At 60.5% G+C, this 17,106-nt stretch carries 18 protein-coding genes; 7 read left to right on the forward strand and 11 right to left on the reverse strand.

Annotated elements, in window-relative coordinates; genetic code table 11:
• The coding region (locus DBR18_RS05525) for a tetratricopeptide repeat protein (RefSeq protein WP_146188735.1) at positions 1–1,179 on the forward strand (1,179 nt) is incomplete at its 5' end.
• A 113-nt stretch (positions 1,180–1,292) separates the two neighbouring features.
• Here the strand turns inward: DBR18_RS05525 and DBR18_RS05535 are convergent.
• From DBR18_RS05535 to DBR18_RS05545, 3 genes are all read right to left on the reverse strand, one after another.
• Positions 1,293–2,267 (reverse strand): hypothetical protein, encoded by a 975-nt coding sequence (locus tag DBR18_RS05535; RefSeq protein ID WP_108589566.1) that lies wholly within the window; start codon positions 2,265–2,267, stop codon positions 1,293–1,295.
• A 219-nt stretch (positions 2,268–2,486) separates the two neighbouring features.
• Positions 2,487–2,966 carry a DUF934 domain-containing protein gene (locus DBR18_RS05540; protein WP_108589567.1) on the reverse strand — a complete coding sequence of 160 codons (480 nt, stop codon included), beginning with the start codon at positions 2,964–2,966 and terminating at the stop codon, positions 2,487–2,489.
• A complete protein-coding gene (locus DBR18_RS05545) occupies positions 2,963–4,636 on the reverse strand; it encodes a nitrite/sulfite reductase (RefSeq protein WP_108589568.1) in 1,674 nt (557 codons plus the stop codon). The genes DBR18_RS05540 and DBR18_RS05545 overlap by 4 nt, the downstream gene beginning before the upstream one ends.
• A 349-nt stretch (positions 4,637–4,985) precedes the next feature.
• On the opposite strand from DBR18_RS05545, the gene ccoN reads away from it, so the two are divergent.
• Positions 4,986–6,413: a cytochrome-c oxidase, cbb3-type subunit I gene (gene ccoN, locus DBR18_RS05560; protein ID WP_003224481.1), complete on the forward strand. Its 1,428-nt coding sequence runs from the start codon at positions 4,986–4,988 to the stop codon at positions 6,411–6,413.
• 18 nt (positions 6,414–6,431) lie between these two features.
• On the forward strand, positions 6,432–6,650 hold the full coding sequence (locus DBR18_RS05565) for a CcoQ/FixQ family Cbb3-type cytochrome c oxidase assembly chaperone (protein ID WP_108589569.1): 219 nt from the start codon (positions 6,432–6,434) through the stop codon (positions 6,648–6,650).
• Between the two features lie 108 nt (positions 6,651–6,758).
• Here the strand turns inward: DBR18_RS05565 and DBR18_RS05570 are convergent, their stop codons facing one another.
• Complete coding sequence (locus tag DBR18_RS05570) at positions 6,759–7,250, reverse strand: hypothetical protein (protein ID WP_108589570.1); 492 nt, start codon at positions 7,248–7,250, stop codon at positions 6,759–6,761.
• Between the two features lie 213 nt (positions 7,251–7,463).
• Between DBR18_RS05570 and DBR18_RS05575 the strand changes: the two genes are divergently transcribed.
• The 4 genes from DBR18_RS05575 to DBR18_RS05590 all read left to right on the forward strand — a co-directional run bounded on the left by DBR18_RS05575 (position 7,464) and on the right by DBR18_RS05590 (position 11,103).
• A complete protein-coding gene (locus DBR18_RS05575) occupies positions 7,464–8,858 on the forward strand; it encodes a hypothetical protein (RefSeq protein ID WP_256588560.1) in 1,395 nt (464 codons plus the stop codon).
• Positions 8,859–8,914: 56 nt separating this feature from the next.
• On the forward strand, positions 8,915–9,844 hold the full coding sequence (locus DBR18_RS05580) for a halovibrin HvnC (protein WP_108589571.1): 930 nt from the start codon (positions 8,915–8,917) through the stop codon (positions 9,842–9,844).
• Entirely contained in the window at positions 9,841–10,293 is a 453-nt protein-coding gene (locus DBR18_RS05585; RefSeq protein ID WP_108589572.1) for a DUF2599 domain-containing protein, read from the forward strand. Before DBR18_RS05580 ends, DBR18_RS05585 begins: the two co-directional genes overlap by 4 nt.
• A 117-nt stretch (positions 10,294–10,410) precedes the next feature.
• Positions 10,411–11,103 (forward strand): aspartate/glutamate racemase family protein, encoded by a 693-nt coding sequence (locus DBR18_RS05590; protein ID WP_108589573.1) that lies wholly within the window; start codon positions 10,411–10,413, stop codon positions 11,101–11,103.
• A 114-nt stretch (positions 11,104–11,217) separates the two neighbouring features.
• Here the strand turns inward: DBR18_RS05590 and DBR18_RS05595 are convergent, their stop codons facing one another.
• The 7 genes from DBR18_RS05595 to DBR18_RS05630 all read right to left on the reverse strand — a co-directional run.
• The gene (locus DBR18_RS05595) at positions 11,218–11,727 is read right to left on the reverse strand and encodes a GNAT family N-acetyltransferase (protein WP_108589574.1); all 510 of its coding nucleotides are present in this window, start codon (positions 11,725–11,727) and stop codon (positions 11,218–11,220) included.
• A gap of 169 nt (positions 11,728–11,896) precedes the next feature.
• A complete protein-coding gene (locus tag DBR18_RS05605; RefSeq protein WP_108589575.1) occupies positions 11,897–12,877 on the reverse strand; it encodes a LysR family transcriptional regulator in 981 nt (326 codons plus the stop codon).
• 166 nt (positions 12,878–13,043) lie between these two features.
• Positions 13,044–13,991, reverse strand: coding sequence for a peptidylprolyl isomerase (locus DBR18_RS05610; RefSeq protein ID WP_108589576.1), 948 nt, complete (start codon positions 13,989–13,991; stop codon positions 13,044–13,046).
• Positions 13,988–14,458, reverse strand: a complete 471-nt coding sequence (locus DBR18_RS05615; protein WP_108589577.1) for a YbjN domain-containing protein — start codon at positions 14,456–14,458, stop codon at positions 13,988–13,990. Before DBR18_RS05615 ends, DBR18_RS05610 begins: the two co-directional genes overlap by 4 nt.
• Positions 14,459–14,478: 20 nt before the next feature.
• Positions 14,479–15,108, reverse strand: a complete 630-nt coding sequence (locus DBR18_RS05620; RefSeq protein ID WP_108589578.1) for a DNA repair protein — start codon at positions 15,106–15,108, stop codon at positions 14,479–14,481.
• Between the two features lie 18 nt (positions 15,109–15,126).
• On the reverse strand, positions 15,127–16,824 hold the full coding sequence (locus DBR18_RS05625; RefSeq protein ID WP_108589579.1) for a putative porin: 1,698 nt from the start codon (positions 16,822–16,824) through the stop codon (positions 15,127–15,129).
• Positions 16,825–16,863: 39 nt separating this feature from the next.
• Positions 16,864–17,106: energy transducer TonB (locus DBR18_RS05630; RefSeq protein ID WP_146188736.1), on the reverse strand; the 243-nt coding region annotated here is incomplete at its 5' end.

Consider the following 17,106-nt stretch of genomic DNA (forward strand, 5'->3'; position numbering starts at 1 on the left):
GAACATACCCGCCACACCATGGGCCAGCCCGGCTCGCAGTGCGTGGATTGCCACATGCCGGGCAAGTTCTACATGGGCAACGACTGGCGACATGACCACAGTTTCAGCATCCCCAACCCGGAGCGTGCGCAAAAACTCGGTACGCCCGATGCCTGTCTGAGCTGCCATCAGGGCAAGGCCGGCGACAAGGTCACTGCGCAGTTCAAGTTGTGGAATGCCTCCGCCACCGCCCCGCAGGCGCCGCGTTATGACGAAAGCCTGTGGCTGATCCGCAACGGTCAACCGGGCGCTGCCAACGCCTTGTATGAGCAGTTGCAACGCAGCGATCTGCCGGCGATCCGTCGCGCGACCTTGCTGGCCGAACTGCCGTTGTACCCCAGCGATCAGGCCTTGAAACTGGCAACGCTCGACCTGAAAAACCGGGAGCCGCAGGTGCGGGAAAGTGCGGTGCGCGCCATCAGTGCGTTCTTGCCGCCAGCGGAGCGTGCTGCGTTGCTGACGCCAATGCTCAACGATCCGGTGAAAGCCGTGCGCATTGTCGCGGCGCGGGACCTGCTCAACGTTGCACGCAACAACGGCTTGGGCGCCGCGCAAGCCAACTGGGACGCGGCAATTGCCGAGTACGAAGCGGTACAGAGCAGTCTTGTGGAACGGGCCGAAGCCAACCTGAATCTGGCGATGCTGTATCAGGCCAGCGGGCGTGCTTCCGAGGTTGAAGGATTGCTGCGCACGGCACTCAAGCGCGATCCGGACTTTTACCCGGCGCTGGTGACGCTGGTGCAGTGGCTGGAGGCCAACGGGCGTGGGCAAGAGGCGCAAACGCTGCTGAACGACAGCCTCAAGGCGCACCCGGAGGCTGCGTTGTTGCAGCACACCCGTGGTCTGTCACTTATTCGCGCCGGCAAAACGGCGGAAGCCATGACCGCCCTGCACAAAGCCGCGCAACTGGAGCCGCAGAACCCGCAGTACGGTTATGTGCTGGCGGTGGCGCTGCACGACAGTGGCAAGGTGACTGAAGCGTGTGATGAGCTGGAGCGCTTGCTCAAGGTGCAACCGGCAAACCGCAACGCGCGGTTGTCGCTGATTCAGTACTACCTGGAGAACGGCCAGGAGCCGAAGGCGCAGGTGCTGTTGCAGGGCTGGAAGAAGATGAACATGGGCGATCCGGCGCTGAAATAAAGCGACCCTGTAGGAGCTGCCGCAGGCTGCGATCTTTTGATCTTGTTTTTTAAAAGCAACATCAAAAGATCGCAGCCTGCGGCAGCTCCTACAGGGTCGTGTTCAGGCCTGTGTTACCAGGACGATGTCGCCCCGCTCTTCAACGCCATCTCCCGGCGGCTGTTGGCGCGCATCGCCTTGATCAGCGACACCGAGCCCACCAGCAGAATCGCCGCGCCGAACAGGAAGTCGATGTTGTACAGCTGGAAATCCTGCACCGGCCCCACCAGCAGCACCCGCACCACGGCAATGGTCACCAGCGTGGCGAGGAAATCGATCCCCGGCTCATCGCGGTAGAACACGTGCAACAACGGCAGACACAGCACCAGCAGCAACAACAGCACCACGACCTTGAACGAGCCTTTGCGCTCGACGCTGAACGCGCATTCGTGCGGACCGTAGGCCTTGTAGTCTTCGTCACGGATCATCGAGTTTTTCTCGTTGATGTACTCGACGCGGTTGTACTTCTGGATCGGCGTGAAGGTGTTGGACATGTCCATCAGGGTGGTGATGTTTTTGAAGCGCAGGTCGACGCGCTCGCTGCCCTTGAGGTAATACAGCACCGGCTTGTAGCCGTAGCGATAGGTGTCGAAGGGGAATTCGGTGACCTGGCCCTGCACGCCGATCGATCGTGGTTCCAGCTCGGCGTAGGCACTTTTGGTCGGCGAGGCGAGGTTGCGGCTCAGCGGCTGGACCTTGACCTGTTCGAGGAAGATCGGCGTCACGCCATACGACCACTGCAAGGGTTCCAGGCGCAGGCGCAGTTCGTTGCGGCCCAGGTCATAGCGGTTGAAGGTGCGTTCGGAGACCACCAGCGAGCCGCTGAGCATGAATTCGCCGCGCAGGTTGTTGGTCACGCGCAAGGTCAGTTGATCCTTGCCCAGCAGCGCCGCCTCGGTGGACGGCGGTGTGCCGCACCACGCGGTGCTTTCACCGGCGCCGCCCAACTGGCCGTCGCGGTTTTCCTTGAACACATAGAAGTAACTGGCCCACAGCGTCAGCATCAACAGCAACGCCGTGAGGCCCAAAATCTTTTTGCCCGTACCCACTATCCAGACTCCCTTCTTCGTTCCGTCGTCCAGCCGAAAACCCGCTGGCGACGGGGACTCTACCAAAAGGCCAGCATCGACCCAAGGGAAAATCCGGGAATGGTGCGGGATGTAAGGGTTTCCCCGGTGATTACGGAAAATCAAAAGATCGCAGCCTTCGGCAGCTCCTACAGAAACCCCATCTCCTGTAGGAGCTGCCGAAGGCTGCGATCTTTTAAATCAACGCCGCCGGAATAGCGGGCGCGGCTCGATCACCGAGCGGCCATACAGCACGCTCATCCCCGCCAGTCCCTTCAGGGCATCTTCGGCCGACTTGTCCTCGCGCACCGCAAAGCTGTCGAACCCGCACTGGCGCATATGGCTGAGTTGATCACGCAGCACATCGCCAATCGCGCGCAACTCACCGGCCCAGCCAAACCGGCTGCGCAGCAGGTACGCCTGGCTGTAGGCGCGACCGTCGCGAAAGCTCGGGAAATCCAGGGCAATCAGCGGCAACGAGGCCAGCCACGGCACCACGCTTTCAACGTCGTCGTCCGGCCCCAGCCACACCGCGTGGGTCGAAGGCGATTGCAGCCAGTGCGCCAATGGCAGGATCAGCAATCCTTGCGGCCTGCCCTGCTCCGGCTCGCGAATCAGCGTCCACGGATCATCCCCAACCAGCCGTGCCACACCCTGCTCCAGCCGCAGCAGATTGTTCATGCCGAGACCTCCAGCATTTTCGGATAGATCCGTTCCTTGAACGGTTCCAGGCCAATGCGCGCCACGGTGTCGACAAACAATTCCTCGCTTTCGCGGTAACTCACGAAAGTGCCGATGATCCGCTCGATCACCTGCGGCACCTCAGCCGCGCTGAAGGACGGGCCGATGACTTTGCCCAGTGCGCTGTTCTTGCCCTGCGCGCCGCCAAGGGTGATCTGATACCACTCGCTGCCGTTCTTATCGACGCCAAGGATGCCAATATTGCCGATGTGGTGATGGCCGCAGGCGTTCATGCAACCGGAGATGTTCAGGCTGATGTCACCCAGGTCGTGCAGGTAATCAAGGTTGTCGAAACGCGCCTGAATCGCCTGGGCAATGGGGATCGACTTGGCGTTGGCCAGCGCACAGAAATCGCCGCCCGGGCAGGCGATGATGTCGGTCAGCAGGCCGACGTTGGCGCTACCCAGATTGCGCTCGCAGGCCAGTCGCCAGAGTTCATACAGGTCAGACTTTTGCACGTCGGGCAGGACGATGTTCTGCTCGTGAGCAATGCGAATCTCGCCGAAACCGAAGCGCTCCGCCCAGTCGGCCACCGCCAGCATCTGCTGGCCGGTGACATCCCCCGGCGGTGCACTCAGCCCCGGTTTGGTCGACAGCGCCACGCTGGTGTAGCCCGGTTTCTTGTGCGGCTGCACGTTGCGCGCGACCCAACGGGCAAACGCCGGGCTTTCGGCTAGACGGGTGCCGAAGTCCGGATCGGTGTCTGCCAGGGTGTGATAGATCGGCGGCACAAATGCTCTGGCGACACGCTCGTATTCAGCCTCGGTCAGTTGCGCCGGGCCGTCCTTGAGGTGTTGCCATTCTTCTTCGACCTCCTTGGCGAACGCCTCGATGCCCAGCGCCTTGACCAGAATCTTGATCCGCGCCTTGTACTTGTTGTCGCGCCGGCCGTGACGGTTGTAGACCCGCAGGATCGCCTCGACATAGGACAGCAGATGCTGCCACGGCAAGCCTTCGCGAATCTGCAAGCCAAGGATCGGCGTGCGCCCCAACCCGCCACCGACCATCACCCGCAGCAGCATCTGCCCGCCGCGCCCGGGGTAAAGATACAGGCCGATGTCATGCATCATGATCGCCGCGCGATCCTGCTTCGCCGAGCAGATGGCGATCTTGAACTTGCGTGGCAGGAAGAGGAATTCCGGGTTGATCGTCGACCATTGCCGCAGGATCTCGGCCAGCGGCCGCGGGTCGATCATCTCGTCCGCCGCGACCCCGGCAAACGCCTCGGTGGTGATGTTGCGCACGCAGTTGCCGGAGGTCTGGATCGCATGCATGTCGACCTGCGCCAGGCGTTCGAGAATGTCCGGCACTTTGCTCAGCTTGATCCAGTTGAATTGCAGGTTCTGCCGGGTGGTGAAGTGGCCGTAGCCGCGATCGTAATCGGCGGCGATGCTCGCCAATGTGCGCATCTGTTCGGCACTCAAGGTGCCGTAGGGAATCGCCACGCGCAGCATGTACGCGTGCTTCTGCATGTACAGGCCGTTTTGCAGGCGCAGCGGCAGGAACTCCTCCTCGCTCAATTCCCCGGCCATGAAGCGCTCGACCTGATCGCGAAATTGCGCAACGCGCTCGAACACCAGTGCGCGGTCGTAATCGTCGTATTGATACATGCAGCGGCTACCCCATCAGAATTGTGCGCAATTCCTGTAGGAGTGAGCCTGCTCGCGATTGCGGTGTGTCAGGCAACTGATTTGTTGACTGACACACCGCAATCGCGAGCAGGCTCACTCCTACAGATTTTGCCAGCACTATGGACGAGCAGCGCAGCACGCAACAGATTCACCTGAAACGATAAAAACCATATCAGGGCGCGGCAGAACGCCGCAGCAGGCACCTGAATCTGATCCGTACAAATGAAAGATTCCTGAGCCTGTTTTGTTTCTGGCGCTGTTCCTACAGTGCAACTCGTGCCAGACCAGGGTGGCCTGGCAAGACTTTGCAACCGTGGATGAACTGACCATGAGCACAGCAACAATCGGACAGGCTTATAACTACAAGGTCGTCCGCCAATTCGTTATCGCGACGGTTTTCTGGGGTGTCGTGGGCATGGCGATGGGGGTCTGGATCGCCTCGCAACTGGTGTGGCCGGACATGAACCTCGACCTGCCCTGGACCACCTTCGGGCGCTTGCGGCCATTGCACACCAGCCTGGTGATTTTCGGTTTCGCCGGCAGCGCGCAATTCGCTGCCAGTTACTACGCGGTGCAGCGCACCTGCCAGGTGCGGCTGTACTCGGACAAGCTCGCGGCCTTCACCTTCTGGGGCTGGCAATCGGTGATCGTGATCATGCTGATCACCCTGCCGATGGGCTACACCACCACCAAGGAATATGCCGAAATCGAATTCTCCGGCGCGGTGTGGATGGCGGTGGTCTGGGTCGCGTACGCCATCGTGTTTTTCACCACCGTGGTGCAGCGCAAGACCAAACACATCTACGTCGGCAACTGGTTCTTCGGCGCGTTCATTCTGGTGATCGCCATGCTGCACGTGGTCAATCACCTGTCGATCCCGGTGGACTGGTTCAAGTCCTATCCGGTGTATTCCGGGGCGACCGACGCCATGGTGCAGTGGTGGTACGGGCACAACGCGGTGGGTTTCTTCCTGACCACCGGCTTTCTCGGAATGATGTATTACTTCGTGCCCAAACAGGTCAACCGCCCGGTGTATTCGTACCGGTTGTCGATCGTGCACTTTTGGGCGCTGATCACCCTGTACATCTGGGCCGGCCCGCACCACTTGCACTACACCGCGCTGCCGGACTGGGCGCAGTCACTGGGCATGGCGATGTCGCTGATCCTGCTGGCGCCGAGCTGGGGCGGGATGATCAACGGCATGATGACCTTGTCCGGCGCCTGGCATAAGTTGCGCACCGACCCGATCCTGCGCTTTCTGGTGCTGTCGCTGGCGTTTTACGGCATGTCGACCTTCGAAGGGCCGATGATGGCGATCAAGACCGTCAACGCCCTCTCCCACTACACCGACTGGACCATCGGCCACGTTCACGCCGGGGCCTTGGGCTGGGTGGCAATGATCACCTTCGGCGCGACCTACCACATGGTGCCGAAAGTCTTTGGCCGCGAGCAGATGTACAGCACGCCGCTGATCAACCTGCACTTCTGGCTGGCGACCATCGGCACGGTGTTGTACATCGCGTCGATGTGGGTCAACGGCATCACCCAGGGCCTGATGTGGCGGGCGATCAACGAGGACGGCACGCTGACCTACTCGTTCGTCGAAGCACTGCAGGCCAGTCATCCGGGGTTCATCGTGCGCTTTGCCGGCGGGGTGTTCTTCCTCAGCGGCATGCTGCTGATGGCCTACAACGTCTGGCGCACGGTGCGGGTCGCCGACGTGTCGCTGGCACGCAGCCAGGCACAGATCGCCTGAGACAGGGAGCCGAAGAGGATGGATATTTTCTTGAATGTGTTGGGGGTGGTGTTTCTGTGGCTGGCGGTGGAGTACTGCCTGCGCCATCAGACGGCGCAAAGCCTCGACGACGCGAGCATGGTGCCGTTTGCCGATGACCCGGAGGTGGCACGGCGGGTGGAACTGGCGACCGGCAAGACCGTGAAAGCCGTGGCGCCGGAAGAGACAAAACCGGGCTGGATCAACCTCGACATGTAATCCCCCCTGTAGGAGCTGCCGCAGGCTGCGATCTTTTGACTTTGATTTTCTAAAAACCAGATCAAAAGATCGCAGCCTGCGGCAGCTCCTACAGGGGTTGGTGGTGGGTCAGGTGCGATCGCGGGGGATCAGGCTCTGCAGCTGCTGCGCGAGGAAGTCCGCATCGAACACAAAGGTGTCCGGATCCTTCAAGCCATTGGTCTTGCGCCATTGCCACTCGCCGCCCGGCAAACCGACCAGCGAAATGCTCCCGTAGCGCGCCGCCGTCAGGCCCATCACCGCCAGGGAAATCTGCCCGGCGCTGCCCATCACGTCTGGCACGAATTCCACCGGTTTGCCGGCGATCACGATGCTCAGTTTCTCGGTCTTGAAGGTCGAGGTTTCCACCGGCGTGCTTGGCCCGAACGCGACGTAAGCCTCGCGGCTCACCTCCAGCAGGTTCGGTGCCTGCACCGGCTCCAGCCATTGCTGGATCTGGCCGAACAGCTCGCTGATCCGTGCAGCCCAGGTCTGCGACTGGGATTCGAACAGTTGCTTCTTGTGCGCTTCACTCTCGGCATAGTGACGAAGCATTTCGCCCAGTTGTTGTACGTCGTTCATCGGTACGTTCCTCGGGGAGAGCCTGCGAGAGCCGATAGTGACAGATCGCCGCAACCGGGTACGGAAAACCTCGGCGGGCCAACAACTGATTACCGGTCAAATACGACGAGCGGTACGCGTTTTACCCTTTTACCTGTCAGATCTGACAGTAGGCAAGAGACTCTCGAAAGGTTTTAGATGAAGCCGGTCGGATACCTTCGAGGAGTCAAGAAAATGACCACACGGATCACCAACAGTCAGGAGCGGAAAATCTTCCCGGTGCACATTCCCGGATGGCTTACACCAATTGAGCATCCACAGAAGCCGGATGGGGGGATTCCGCTCGTGCTGGTCATGGCAGACGGGATGATCAAAACGCTTGTCGATCCATGGCTCAATATGAGTCTGAATGACAGTGCCAAAATATTACTTAATGAATCGCTGACTGTTGTTGCCACACAAGTCATCGGACAGAACGAGCTGAATAAACAGTTCTACATGTATTTTTCGGCAGCCTTTCTAAGGGACGGAATCAATCTGCTGCGTCTGGAGGTGAAACGGAACGAGCAAACGATGCCCGAAACTTCAGAGCCGTTAATGGTGCTTTACCATACGCCACGCCCCGGAGGAGAGGTGGCCGGGGACGGTGACAATCGGAATTTGCTGAAGACCCTGCCGGCCGATGTCATTGCCAATGGCATCGATGCCATACGTGCGACGCAAGGCGTGGACGTTCTGTTCCGCTACGTCTACATGCGGGCGGGGGACGTCATCACCGTCGATCTCGATGGGCGCAATATCAAGCATACTGTGACACCTGCACAGGCTTCTGGCGGTCAAGTGGTGATCCGACTGACCGCTGATGATTTCTGGCAGGACAACCCTCGCTTCGCCCTGCGTTACCGAGTGACCGACCTGCTCCACAACTCCTCAGGGCCGCAGGCGATCTGGTCAGCAACTACCTACATCGATGTGTACATCCGCAAACCGGTACTGGACCTGACTGCGCCCAGAGTTCTGGAAGCCAGGGAGTCGAACGGCACCGTACTGAACTTTGTCCGGGACTTCTACGAAGCCAAGTATGCGACTGTCGAGGTGGAATACACCGGCTCGGCGCCGCGACAGTCGGTGAAGGTCTATTGGATAGGCCGCAACGCCACTTATGGCAGTGAGGCGCAAATCGTCACCGCTGTCGGGCAGACCTTGCGGTTTCGGGTTCCGCGCGAAGAGGTGGTCGACACCGTCGGCAGCAGCGCAAGCGTTTACTACACGGTTCAATTGCCGGACTCCAGCGAAGATCGCAAGTCCCAAGTGCTCGGCCTCGCCATCACCGCGCAAAAATTCCGCTTGGGTGAGCCGACGCTGAGTGCTTCCAAGGACAACCTTCGGAGTTACTACCCTACCCTCGATGGCCCCTACAAGGTGCGGATATCCCTGACCGTTGGAACGACCCGCTACGACAGCGCCGAGTTCGCAATTACTCCGGGTTCGTCTTACACCGACGTTCCTGTTCCGTCCAGCTGGATTACACCCAACAAGGGCAAAACCGGGTTGTTCAACTACACCCTCAAAAGGACAGGCACGGCCGAACCGATCCTCTTTTCCTGGTATTTGCGGTTGACGCTTTGATCACGCCACAACCCTGAAAACATTAGGGATATATCCAGTCGAACTGAGAGACAATCATGCGCAAGTTAGCACTTTCACTACTTGTCATGCTGTTGTGGGGCTGCTCAAAAAGCGTACTCCAACCGGTACAGGAAATGGGCGTCAACAATGCCCAGCCCCTGAATGGCCCGGCAATCGCCGCACAATTGAATACGCTTTATGCAAGGCAGTTTCCCAACTGCAACAAAATGGATTCACGGCCGGCCTTTTTGTGTTCCGGCGTGATGCTTCGTGTCACCTTCAGAGATCCGGCAGGCCAATACAAAGTCTGGGATCCGAGCCCCGCCTCGTTAAAAAACGGTGGAGTTTCGTTCTCGTACCTGCGCCAGGATGCCAATTTCGGCCGACTGGCATGGAGTTACGGTAACGGCTATATCGTTTATCCGCTCCTGGAACAGCCGGCAGGCAAACTTCAGCTCAAGGTGTTGTGCTCTTACCCCATGGACGCCTGGGGCTATTATCGCAGCGCAACCGCGGTATGCGTTTCTTATCCGCAATATCCGAACATCAGTGGCCATTGTCAGGATGCAGGTGTTTTTACCGCTGAGCAGTTCAAGGCAGCCTGGGATTATTCACACGAAAACAAAAACCTTCGTCAATGCGACTTCGACGTCAGAGATGAACGTAACCACCTCGCAGGCCCGGCTTTTTATCAATCTCTCAGAGCCAAGACATTACTGGGAGCGACAGGTTTTGGAGAACATAACGAAATCCTTATCCGCACTTGGGCAGCCGGAAGCGCCAACGTGCTTCCGATCATGGCGTTCTTCTTTATCACAGGTGGCACCGATCAAGCTCTGGCTGACGCGCAATACAACCAGCGAGACTTCTACAACTCGACCAACCCGAAAATCGTTATCCCGATCATTCGCCTGACACTCGCTACAAGCGCTAACGGAACAGCCACTTTTACCTATGTAACAACTGATCAGGTGGTATCGCCATGAATATCCAGCATCAGCCAACACGGGACCTGCGCTCAATCGCTCTGGTCAGCCTCGGCATCGCAATCTGCCTTGCAGCACCCTTCCACGTTCAGGCGCAGACGCAAGACAGCGAAATGGTTATCGTAGAACGCTGCACTCGATACATTGAGAAAGCGCGATGGTTCTATCGCGACTACCAGTGGGTATTGGCAATCACCCCAACCCCATGTGCGCGGCGCACACTACCGCCTGCGACCCCGTTTCTAGTGGATGAACTGCTGCGGGACTACTCCAACAGCCGCTACTGGTCCAATACCCACGGCCTTCGGCACCAACTGATCTGCCACTTGGCAATTGCACGCGACAAGCCGGAATGGATCATCGAACCCTGGCGACCGGACGTCGGTTACGCAAAAACCCTGGCGGCGGGCTGCAATCACGTCGAGCCATTGCCTGAAGAGGCACCATGACACTTGGCAACAGGATCGTCGGTACAGTTGATTTCGCACTGGCGTCCGTCCGGGAACGAACAGAAACTCACCTCTGGCCTGGCCTTTCGACACAGGCCATAAGTCAGAGGAAATACAATGCGTACCATCGGCCTGATCGGCGGCATGAGCTGGGAATCCAGCGCTGAATACTATCGACTCATCAATCAGCAGGTCCGCGACCGCCTCGGTCCGCTGCGCTCGGCGCAAATCCTGATGTACAGCGTCGACTTCGGCCCGGTCGAGCAGGCCCAGCACGCTGGGCGTTGGGACGATGCGGCGGCGATTCTGGTGGATGCCGCGCGCAGGCTGCAGGCCGGCGGCGCCGAATGCGTTGTGCTGTGTACCAACACCATGCACAAGGTCGCAGAGCAGATTCAGGCGGCGATCAGCATTCCATTCCTGCACATCGCCGAACCGGCGGCGCAGGCGGCGCTGGACATCGATGCACACTCAGTGGGTCTGCTCGGCACGGCGTTCACCATGGAGCAGGACTTTCTCAAGCAACGGCTGATTGCGCAGGGTTTGACGGTACTGGTGCCGGACGACGCCGAGCGCAAGGACGTGCACCGGATCATCTACGACGAATTGTGCGTCGGGGTGATCAGTGACGAATCACGCAAAATCTATCAACAGGTGATCGAATCACTGACCGCGCGCGGCGCCCAGGCGATCATCCTCGGCTGCACGGAAATCGGTCTGCTGGTCAAACCCGAACACAGCGCCCTGCCCCTGCTCGACACCACCGAACTGCATGCGCAGTCGGCGGTGGCGTTTGCCTTGGGCGACTGACGCCCGCAGAACCTGTGGAAGCGTGGCTTGCCCGCGAAGAACGATGACGCGTAATACCTGAAAACCGCGGTGAATTCTTCGCGGGCGAGCCACGCGCCCACAGGATTTTTTGGCTCATCGACGACGCAGACGGGCCATGCTCAGGGTGTCGACCCATTGCCCGTCGCGCACAGCGTAATCACGGAACAGGCCTTCAGTCTCGAAGCCGAACTTGCGGTACAGACCGATGGCCGCCTCGTTGTCGGCGTACACCGAAAGTTCGACCCGATGCAGGTTCATCCAGTTGTCGGCCACTTCCAGCGCCGCCGCCAGCAGCTTCGACCCGACACCCTTGCCCTGCCACGCCACAGCGACGGCCATGCCGACACTGCCGGCGTGGGCGCGGCGGATCCTTGAATAGTTTTCCAGCCCGAGATGACCGACCACCGCGCCCTGATGCAGCGCCACCAGTTTGATCATCCGCTCGTTCTCTGCCAGCAACCGCTGGCGCCAGATCTCAGTGGACTGAAACGGCATCTGCAGCACCTGGCGAGTCACGGCCGGATCGTTGTACAGCGCGGTGACGGCCTCGATATGGGATTCGTTGAAGCGTTCGAGGGTGATGGCGGGAGCGTGATCGGGCATGGCGGATCCTTCCTGGATCGATGTGTGGCCTGACACTCTAAACCGCAAAGACCGACGCATACAAACTGTAGGAGCTGCCGCAGGCTGCGATCTTTTGACTTTGCTTTTAAAAGGCAAAATCAAAAGATCGCAGCCTGCGGCAGCTCCTATAGGGGATGGCGTACGCAGGTCAGGTCTGGAACCATTCCTGGCGTTCGTTGAAGGTGTGGTGGATGAGTTCGACCAGCGTGCGAACTTCTTCTATCGCCTGGGATTCAACGTTGACCGCCAGCCATGCCTGCAACTGCATCGGCTCATCAAACAGCCCCGGCAGCGCAATCAGCCCGCGATCGAAGCGGCTCATGTACGCCGGCAGCAACCCGATGCAAGCGCTGCAACGGATCATTTCCAGCATCAGCTCATAGGATTGCATCTGCACCACGCCGGCCAGACGCTGTTCGACCAGGTGATTCCACGGCCGGAAGCTGTCGATGTGCCGATCGTGCTGCCATTGCACCAGCATGAAATCGCTCAGGTCGTCAGCACTGGCCGGGCGCGCGGTGACGCGGGAATAGCGTTTGGCGATGTGCGGCAGGTAATCCAGACGCGCCAGCGCCTGCGGCTGGCTGGTGGCGAAGGTCGGGCCGGGGTTTGGGGTGTCGCCGTGGGCCAGCCACAGCACCACGTCGGCACTGACGGCGCGCAATGAAAGTTCACTGTCCAGCGCAATGATCTCCAGACGCACGCTGGCATTGCGCCGCAACAGGGCGATCAGGTCGCGGCCGAGGATGTCATGCAGAATCGACTCGGCAACAGCCAAGCGAATCAACGGCTGCTCGACCACCGGCAGTTTTCGCTCGTGAGCCAGCGCGACCAGTTGCGCCTGCAACTGCTGACCTTCACGGGTGAGGCTCAGGGCACTGCCCTGAAAGCTGAACAGCGAGTGCTGCAGTTCCTGCTCAAGCTGCGCCAGTTGTTTGCGCAACAAGGTCGAACGCACGTTGAGGCTGCGCGCCGCCTGCATGAAACAGCCGCAACGGGCACTGACCAGAAAGTATTGTGCGACGTCGGCATCGATGGCCGCGGCTTGCGCCAGCCAAGGCTCGCGCTCGCCCTGTGCCCAGCGGTAATCGGGGCTACCCTGTCGTCCTGCGGGTTCGGTGAATGACATCGATGACTCCCTGTCGATCTTTGTTGTTGATGGCTTCCAGCGCGGTATGAAACTTCTGAACCTGTAAAGATCCTGTGGGAGCTGGCTTGCCAGCGATAGGGCACTCACATCCAGCCCCTGTGTTGTCTGACACTCCGCCATCGCTGGCAAGCCAGCTCCCACAGGGTTATTGGTTGGTTTTGAGGATTTTGTTCAGCTCGGCCCCATCGATACTCAGTGTCGCGGTATTGAGCATTCCGTCCAGATACGCCTGAGCAATCTGCTCCTGCCGTTGCGCACGCAAGGCTTGAGTCAACTGATCGCGCAGTTCGTCGAGGGTCGCGGTACGCGCCGGTTGCTGTTCGGTGAGTTTGATCACATGAAAACCAGCCGCGCTCTGCACCGGATCGGACACCGCGCCGACCTTCAACTTCGCCACCGCACCACGCACCTCCGGCACCAGTTGCTGCAGAGGTTGCAGTCCGGTGTCGCCGCCCCGTTCGGCGGTCTGCCGATCCTGTGAAAACTGAGTCGCCAGCGCGGCAAAATCCGCCGGCGTGTTCTGGGCTTTCTTGCTCAGCTCGGCCGCCTGTTTGCGCACGGTTTCCAGGCTCTGGGCATCCGGCACCGCGAGGAAAATCTGGCTGACCCGATACATCGGCGGCGTCATCCAGTTGGCCTTGCCAGCGTCGTACGCCTGTTGCAGCTCGGCCGCACTCGGGTAGTCCGCGGGCACGGTGCTGACCGAGCGCAGGTAATCGCGAAACACGATCTGTTCGCTGGCCGCGCGGGTTTGCCGCACCACGTCCGGGCGCTGCGCCCAGCCCTGGGCATCGGCCTGCTCCAGCACGGCTTTCTCTGCCAGACGCGTACGCAGCCAGCGTTCCAGCGCTTCACGGTTGCCGCGCAGTTGTTCGGCGCTTGCCGGTGGCAATGTCGCCAGCAACGCCTGCAACTCTTGCGGCGTCACTTGCTGATTGCCCAGCCGCGCCACTGCCGGCCCCGCAGCAACCGCCGCCAGCGGCGACGATTGCTGGGCGGCAACCGGGTCAGTGCCCGGTCGCAGCACCAGCGCCACGGCTACCACCAACAGCGCCACCGCTCCGGCGCCGATCACCATGGCAGGTTTTTTCACAGCGCGACTTCCTCTTGCTCGGCGGTAGCGACTTTGGCCGTCGAGGCTTGCGCCGCCTGGCTGAAATCACGCAGGTAGACGATGAACTCCTGCAGCAGGCGATCCCACAATTCCAGATTGCCGCGCAGGTGATCGTTGCTCACACCGGCCGCCAGCACCACGTCCATTTCCATCACCAGAAATTCGCCCTGCAACGACAACCGCGCAAAACGCCGGGTGGCGTTCCACTGTTCGGCCACGCCCTGTGGCAACTCACCCTGCACCCGCAGCGCACAGCTGAAAGTGAAATCGACGTAGCTGCCCTGCTCAGCCGCCGGGTTGCCGAAACGCACGGCATAACCGATGCCCTGACTGGCGCTGAGCAACTGGACGATGCCGTTCTGTTCGGTTTCGTTGACGCGATAACCGGCCGCTTGCAGGACGTCGGTCAGGGACTTTGGCGATACGTGGCTGATCAATTGAGTCATTACTTCTTCCTTGTTGGTAATCAGTGTGCGAGCGCGGCTTGCGGCGCGTCGAATTGAGTCTTGTACAGCTCGTCACCGAACCCCTGGGCCAGCTCATCGAACTTGACCCGGGCGCTGCCCGCGAAGGGCTGGCGGATCTTCATCACCTCGGCAACATCGATGTTTTCGTAGGCGGTGAGGATCTGTTTGGCGACGCCGTACATCTGCTGATTCTTGACTGAACATTGCTGCACTTGTGTGTCACGTTCAGCCAATTGCGCTTGAAGCTTAGACCGTTCTGCCTCTTTGGCACGGGCCATGACCAGCAACTCGTCGTAGGCCTTCTTGAACTTGCCGACCTGCTCGTTGCTGGCGGCGACTTGCGCCTGGGCCTGGCTGTGCAGGTTCTGCTGCTGGCCGGCCAACTGCTCGGCGACGCCCTTGGCCTTGGCCAGTTCGGCGGTCAATTGCTTGATCTGCGCCTGCGCGGCCTTGGCCTCGTTCTGCGCCGCCAGTTGCGCGGCGCTGGCCTGGGCCTGCTGGCTCTGCAGGGCCTGCAACTGCTGAGTGGTGCTGCGCAACTGCGTGCGCAGACGCTCTTCCATGCCTTCGGCATGCGCGCCGTGTGCGATGAAAAAACTCAGCCCCAACAGAAAAACTCGTGCGTGCATGACCGTACTCCCGGCGCCTTAGAAGCGCGTGTTGATCTCAAGCTGCAAGACGTCGATGTCGAACGGCGCGCCGTACACGGCTTCGGTGCTCATCCAGCGGCCGGTGGCGTAGACGTTCTTCGCCAGACCGTAGTTGCCGCCGAGGATATAGCCTTTGGCGTTGGTGCCGCCGAGGTGGAACGACGAGTCGTTGAAGCCATCAGGCAAGGCATCCGGCTGGATGTACTTGTAGCCGGCGAACAGGTTCCAGTCGCCCTGCTTCTTCAGGTCCAGCGCGTTGCCGAGGGTGAACTGCACCATCCACGCATTGGCGCCGCTTTCGATCTGGCCATTGCTGTTGAGGTTGTTGACGATCTGCCCCTCGGAACGCTTGCGCATGTCGCCTTCGTCGTAACCGAGGTTGTGGATGTAGTTGCCCTGGCTGCGCAATTTGAAGTCTTGCGGCAGGTCGGCGTCCCACACCAGGTTCAGGTCGAGCAGGTTGAACTCCGACGCCAGACCGACGAATTGCGGCTGCGACGTGGTGGTCGGGTTGGCCGGGTTTGGCGTGATGTCACGCAGCAGGAACACGCTGTTGCCCTTCTGCATGAACGCCGCGCGAGTGCCGTCGGTGTCGCAGCCCGGGGCGCCGGCCCAGGGTTCGCAAGGGCTGGAGCGTTGGCCTTGAATGTCGTCGAAGCGGTAGTAGGCCAACGCACCTTTGAGGCGGTTGTTGCTGTTGATCGCCCACTTGGCGCCGATCTGCGCGCCATACAGCCACTTGTTGTCGCTCTCTTCCTTGTCAAAGCCGTTGCTGGTGGTGGTGTCGTTGGTGTAATCCACCGGGAACGCGCCGACGGTGCCGAACACACCCCAGTCGCGATTGAGCTTGTGGTCGAAGATCGCTGCCACGCCGTCGAAGTTGAGGTCGTTGGAATAGAGCATGTCGGTGGACATGAACGGGTTGGCGAAGCGCCCGCCGGTCAGGGTCAGCTCATCCGTGGGCTTCCAGTTCAGGTAGCCCTGATCGAGCCAGATGTCCTTTTTCGAGAAGCCGCCGCCGAGGTTCTGCGTGGTCGATACCGGGTTGTTGTCCGAGCCGGTGCCGATGCGGATGCCGGCGGTCCATTCCGGCGAAATCACCGCTTTCATGCCCAGCCGCGCACGCAAGCGGAACAGGTTGGTGCGGTCCTCACGGGTGTTGAGCAACGGCGGCAGGCTGGTGCTGCTGTTGGGGTTCACGTCGTACGGGCCATTGTTGTTGAGCTTGGCGAAGTCGACGATTTCGTTGCTGTTGCTGTCCGAGTAGTAGCGCGATTCGTCCCGCAGGCGGATGTCGCCGTCGAAGCTGATGCGCGAAGCCCAGTCCGGGAAGGTGTTGGGCGCTGCCCAGTTTTCCTGCTTGGCGGTGGCCATGACTTCGGCCTTGACCTGATCGCGGATCTGATCGCGCACCGCGGCCGGCACATACTGCACACGCACATCCCCCGGTGCGGCCACCGGACCGGCCGCGACCGCTGTGGACGCGGCGGCCTGTTTGGCCTGGGCCGCTTCGTTCTGCGCCTGGGCGATCAGCGCGTCGGCCTTGTCCTGTTTCAGAATGCCCTGCTCGACCAGCAAGCGGATCAGATTGATCGTGGCGTTCTCCGAGGGCGCAGGCGCTGCCGCGGCCTGACCGACCAGGGTCGCGATGACCATGCCGACCGCCAGGGACAATCGATTCACGTTGGAAATCATCTGCACACAACTCCTTTTCATACAGCTTTATGAATTCGGTTAACCCGGACGCCGCCCTTGCAGGGACAGGCGCACAGGCAAGGTGATGGAGGCCGGTGGCCGTTCGCTCAGGTGCGGCGCGTTGCGCAGCGCCGTCAGCACCTGGGTGTCGATCTCGGGATTGCCGCTGGACTTGACCAGCTCGACCCGGGTGATTTCGCCGACGCTGCTCAGCCACACATCGGCCTGCAGCGAGAACGCGAGGTTGCGCAGGTCGGGGTTCTCGCGCAGCAGCCTCTGGAA

The organism is Pseudomonas sp. HMWF021 (assembly GCF_003061005.1).
GTDB lineage: Bacteria > Pseudomonadota > Gammaproteobacteria > Pseudomonadales > Pseudomonadaceae > Aquipseudomonas.

Bases quoted from the DNA above. Each gene is read 5' to 3' on its own strand.
- DBR18_RS05540 (WP_108589567.1), bottom strand. From the start codon at position 2,966: ATGAACAATCTGCTGCGGCTGGAGCAGGGTGTGGCACGGCTGGTTGGG.
- DBR18_RS05545 (WP_108589568.1), bottom strand. From the start codon at position 4,636: ATGTATCAATACGACGATTACGACCGCGCACTGGTGTTCGAGCGCGTT.
- ccoN (WP_003224481.1), top strand. From the start codon at position 4,986: ATGAGCACAGCAACAATCGGACAGGCTTATAACTACAAGGTCGTCCGC.
- DBR18_RS05565 (WP_108589569.1), top strand. From the start codon at position 6,432: ATGGATATTTTCTTGAATGTGTTGGGGGTGGTGTTTCTGTGGCTGGCG.
- DBR18_RS05570 (WP_108589570.1), bottom strand. From the start codon at position 7,250: ATGAACGACGTACAACAACTGGGCGAAATGCTTCGTCACTATGCCGAG.
- DBR18_RS05575 (WP_256588560.1), top strand. From the start codon at position 7,464: ATGACCACACGGATCACCAACAGTCAGGAGCGGAAAATCTTCCCGGTG.
- DBR18_RS05580 (WP_108589571.1), top strand. From the start codon at position 8,915: ATGCGCAAGTTAGCACTTTCACTACTTGTCATGCTGTTGTGGGGCTGC.
- DBR18_RS05585 (WP_108589572.1), top strand. From the start codon at position 9,841: ATGAATATCCAGCATCAGCCAACACGGGACCTGCGCTCAATCGCTCTG.
- DBR18_RS05590 (WP_108589573.1), top strand. From the start codon at position 10,411: ATGCGTACCATCGGCCTGATCGGCGGCATGAGCTGGGAATCCAGCGCT.
- DBR18_RS05595 (WP_108589574.1), bottom strand. From the start codon at position 11,727: ATGCCCGATCACGCTCCCGCCATCACCCTCGAACGCTTCAACGAATCC.
- DBR18_RS05605 (WP_108589575.1), bottom strand. From the start codon at position 12,877: ATGTCATTCACCGAACCCGCAGGACGACAGGGTAGCCCCGATTACCGC.
- DBR18_RS05615 (WP_108589577.1), bottom strand. From the start codon at position 14,458: ATGACTCAATTGATCAGCCACGTATCGCCAAAGTCCCTGACCGACGTC.
- DBR18_RS05620 (WP_108589578.1), bottom strand. From the start codon at position 15,108: ATGCACGCACGAGTTTTTCTGTTGGGGCTGAGTTTTTTCATCGCACAC.
- DBR18_RS05625 (WP_108589579.1), bottom strand. From the start codon at position 16,824: ATGATTTCCAACGTGAATCGATTGTCCCTGGCGGTCGGCATGGTCATC.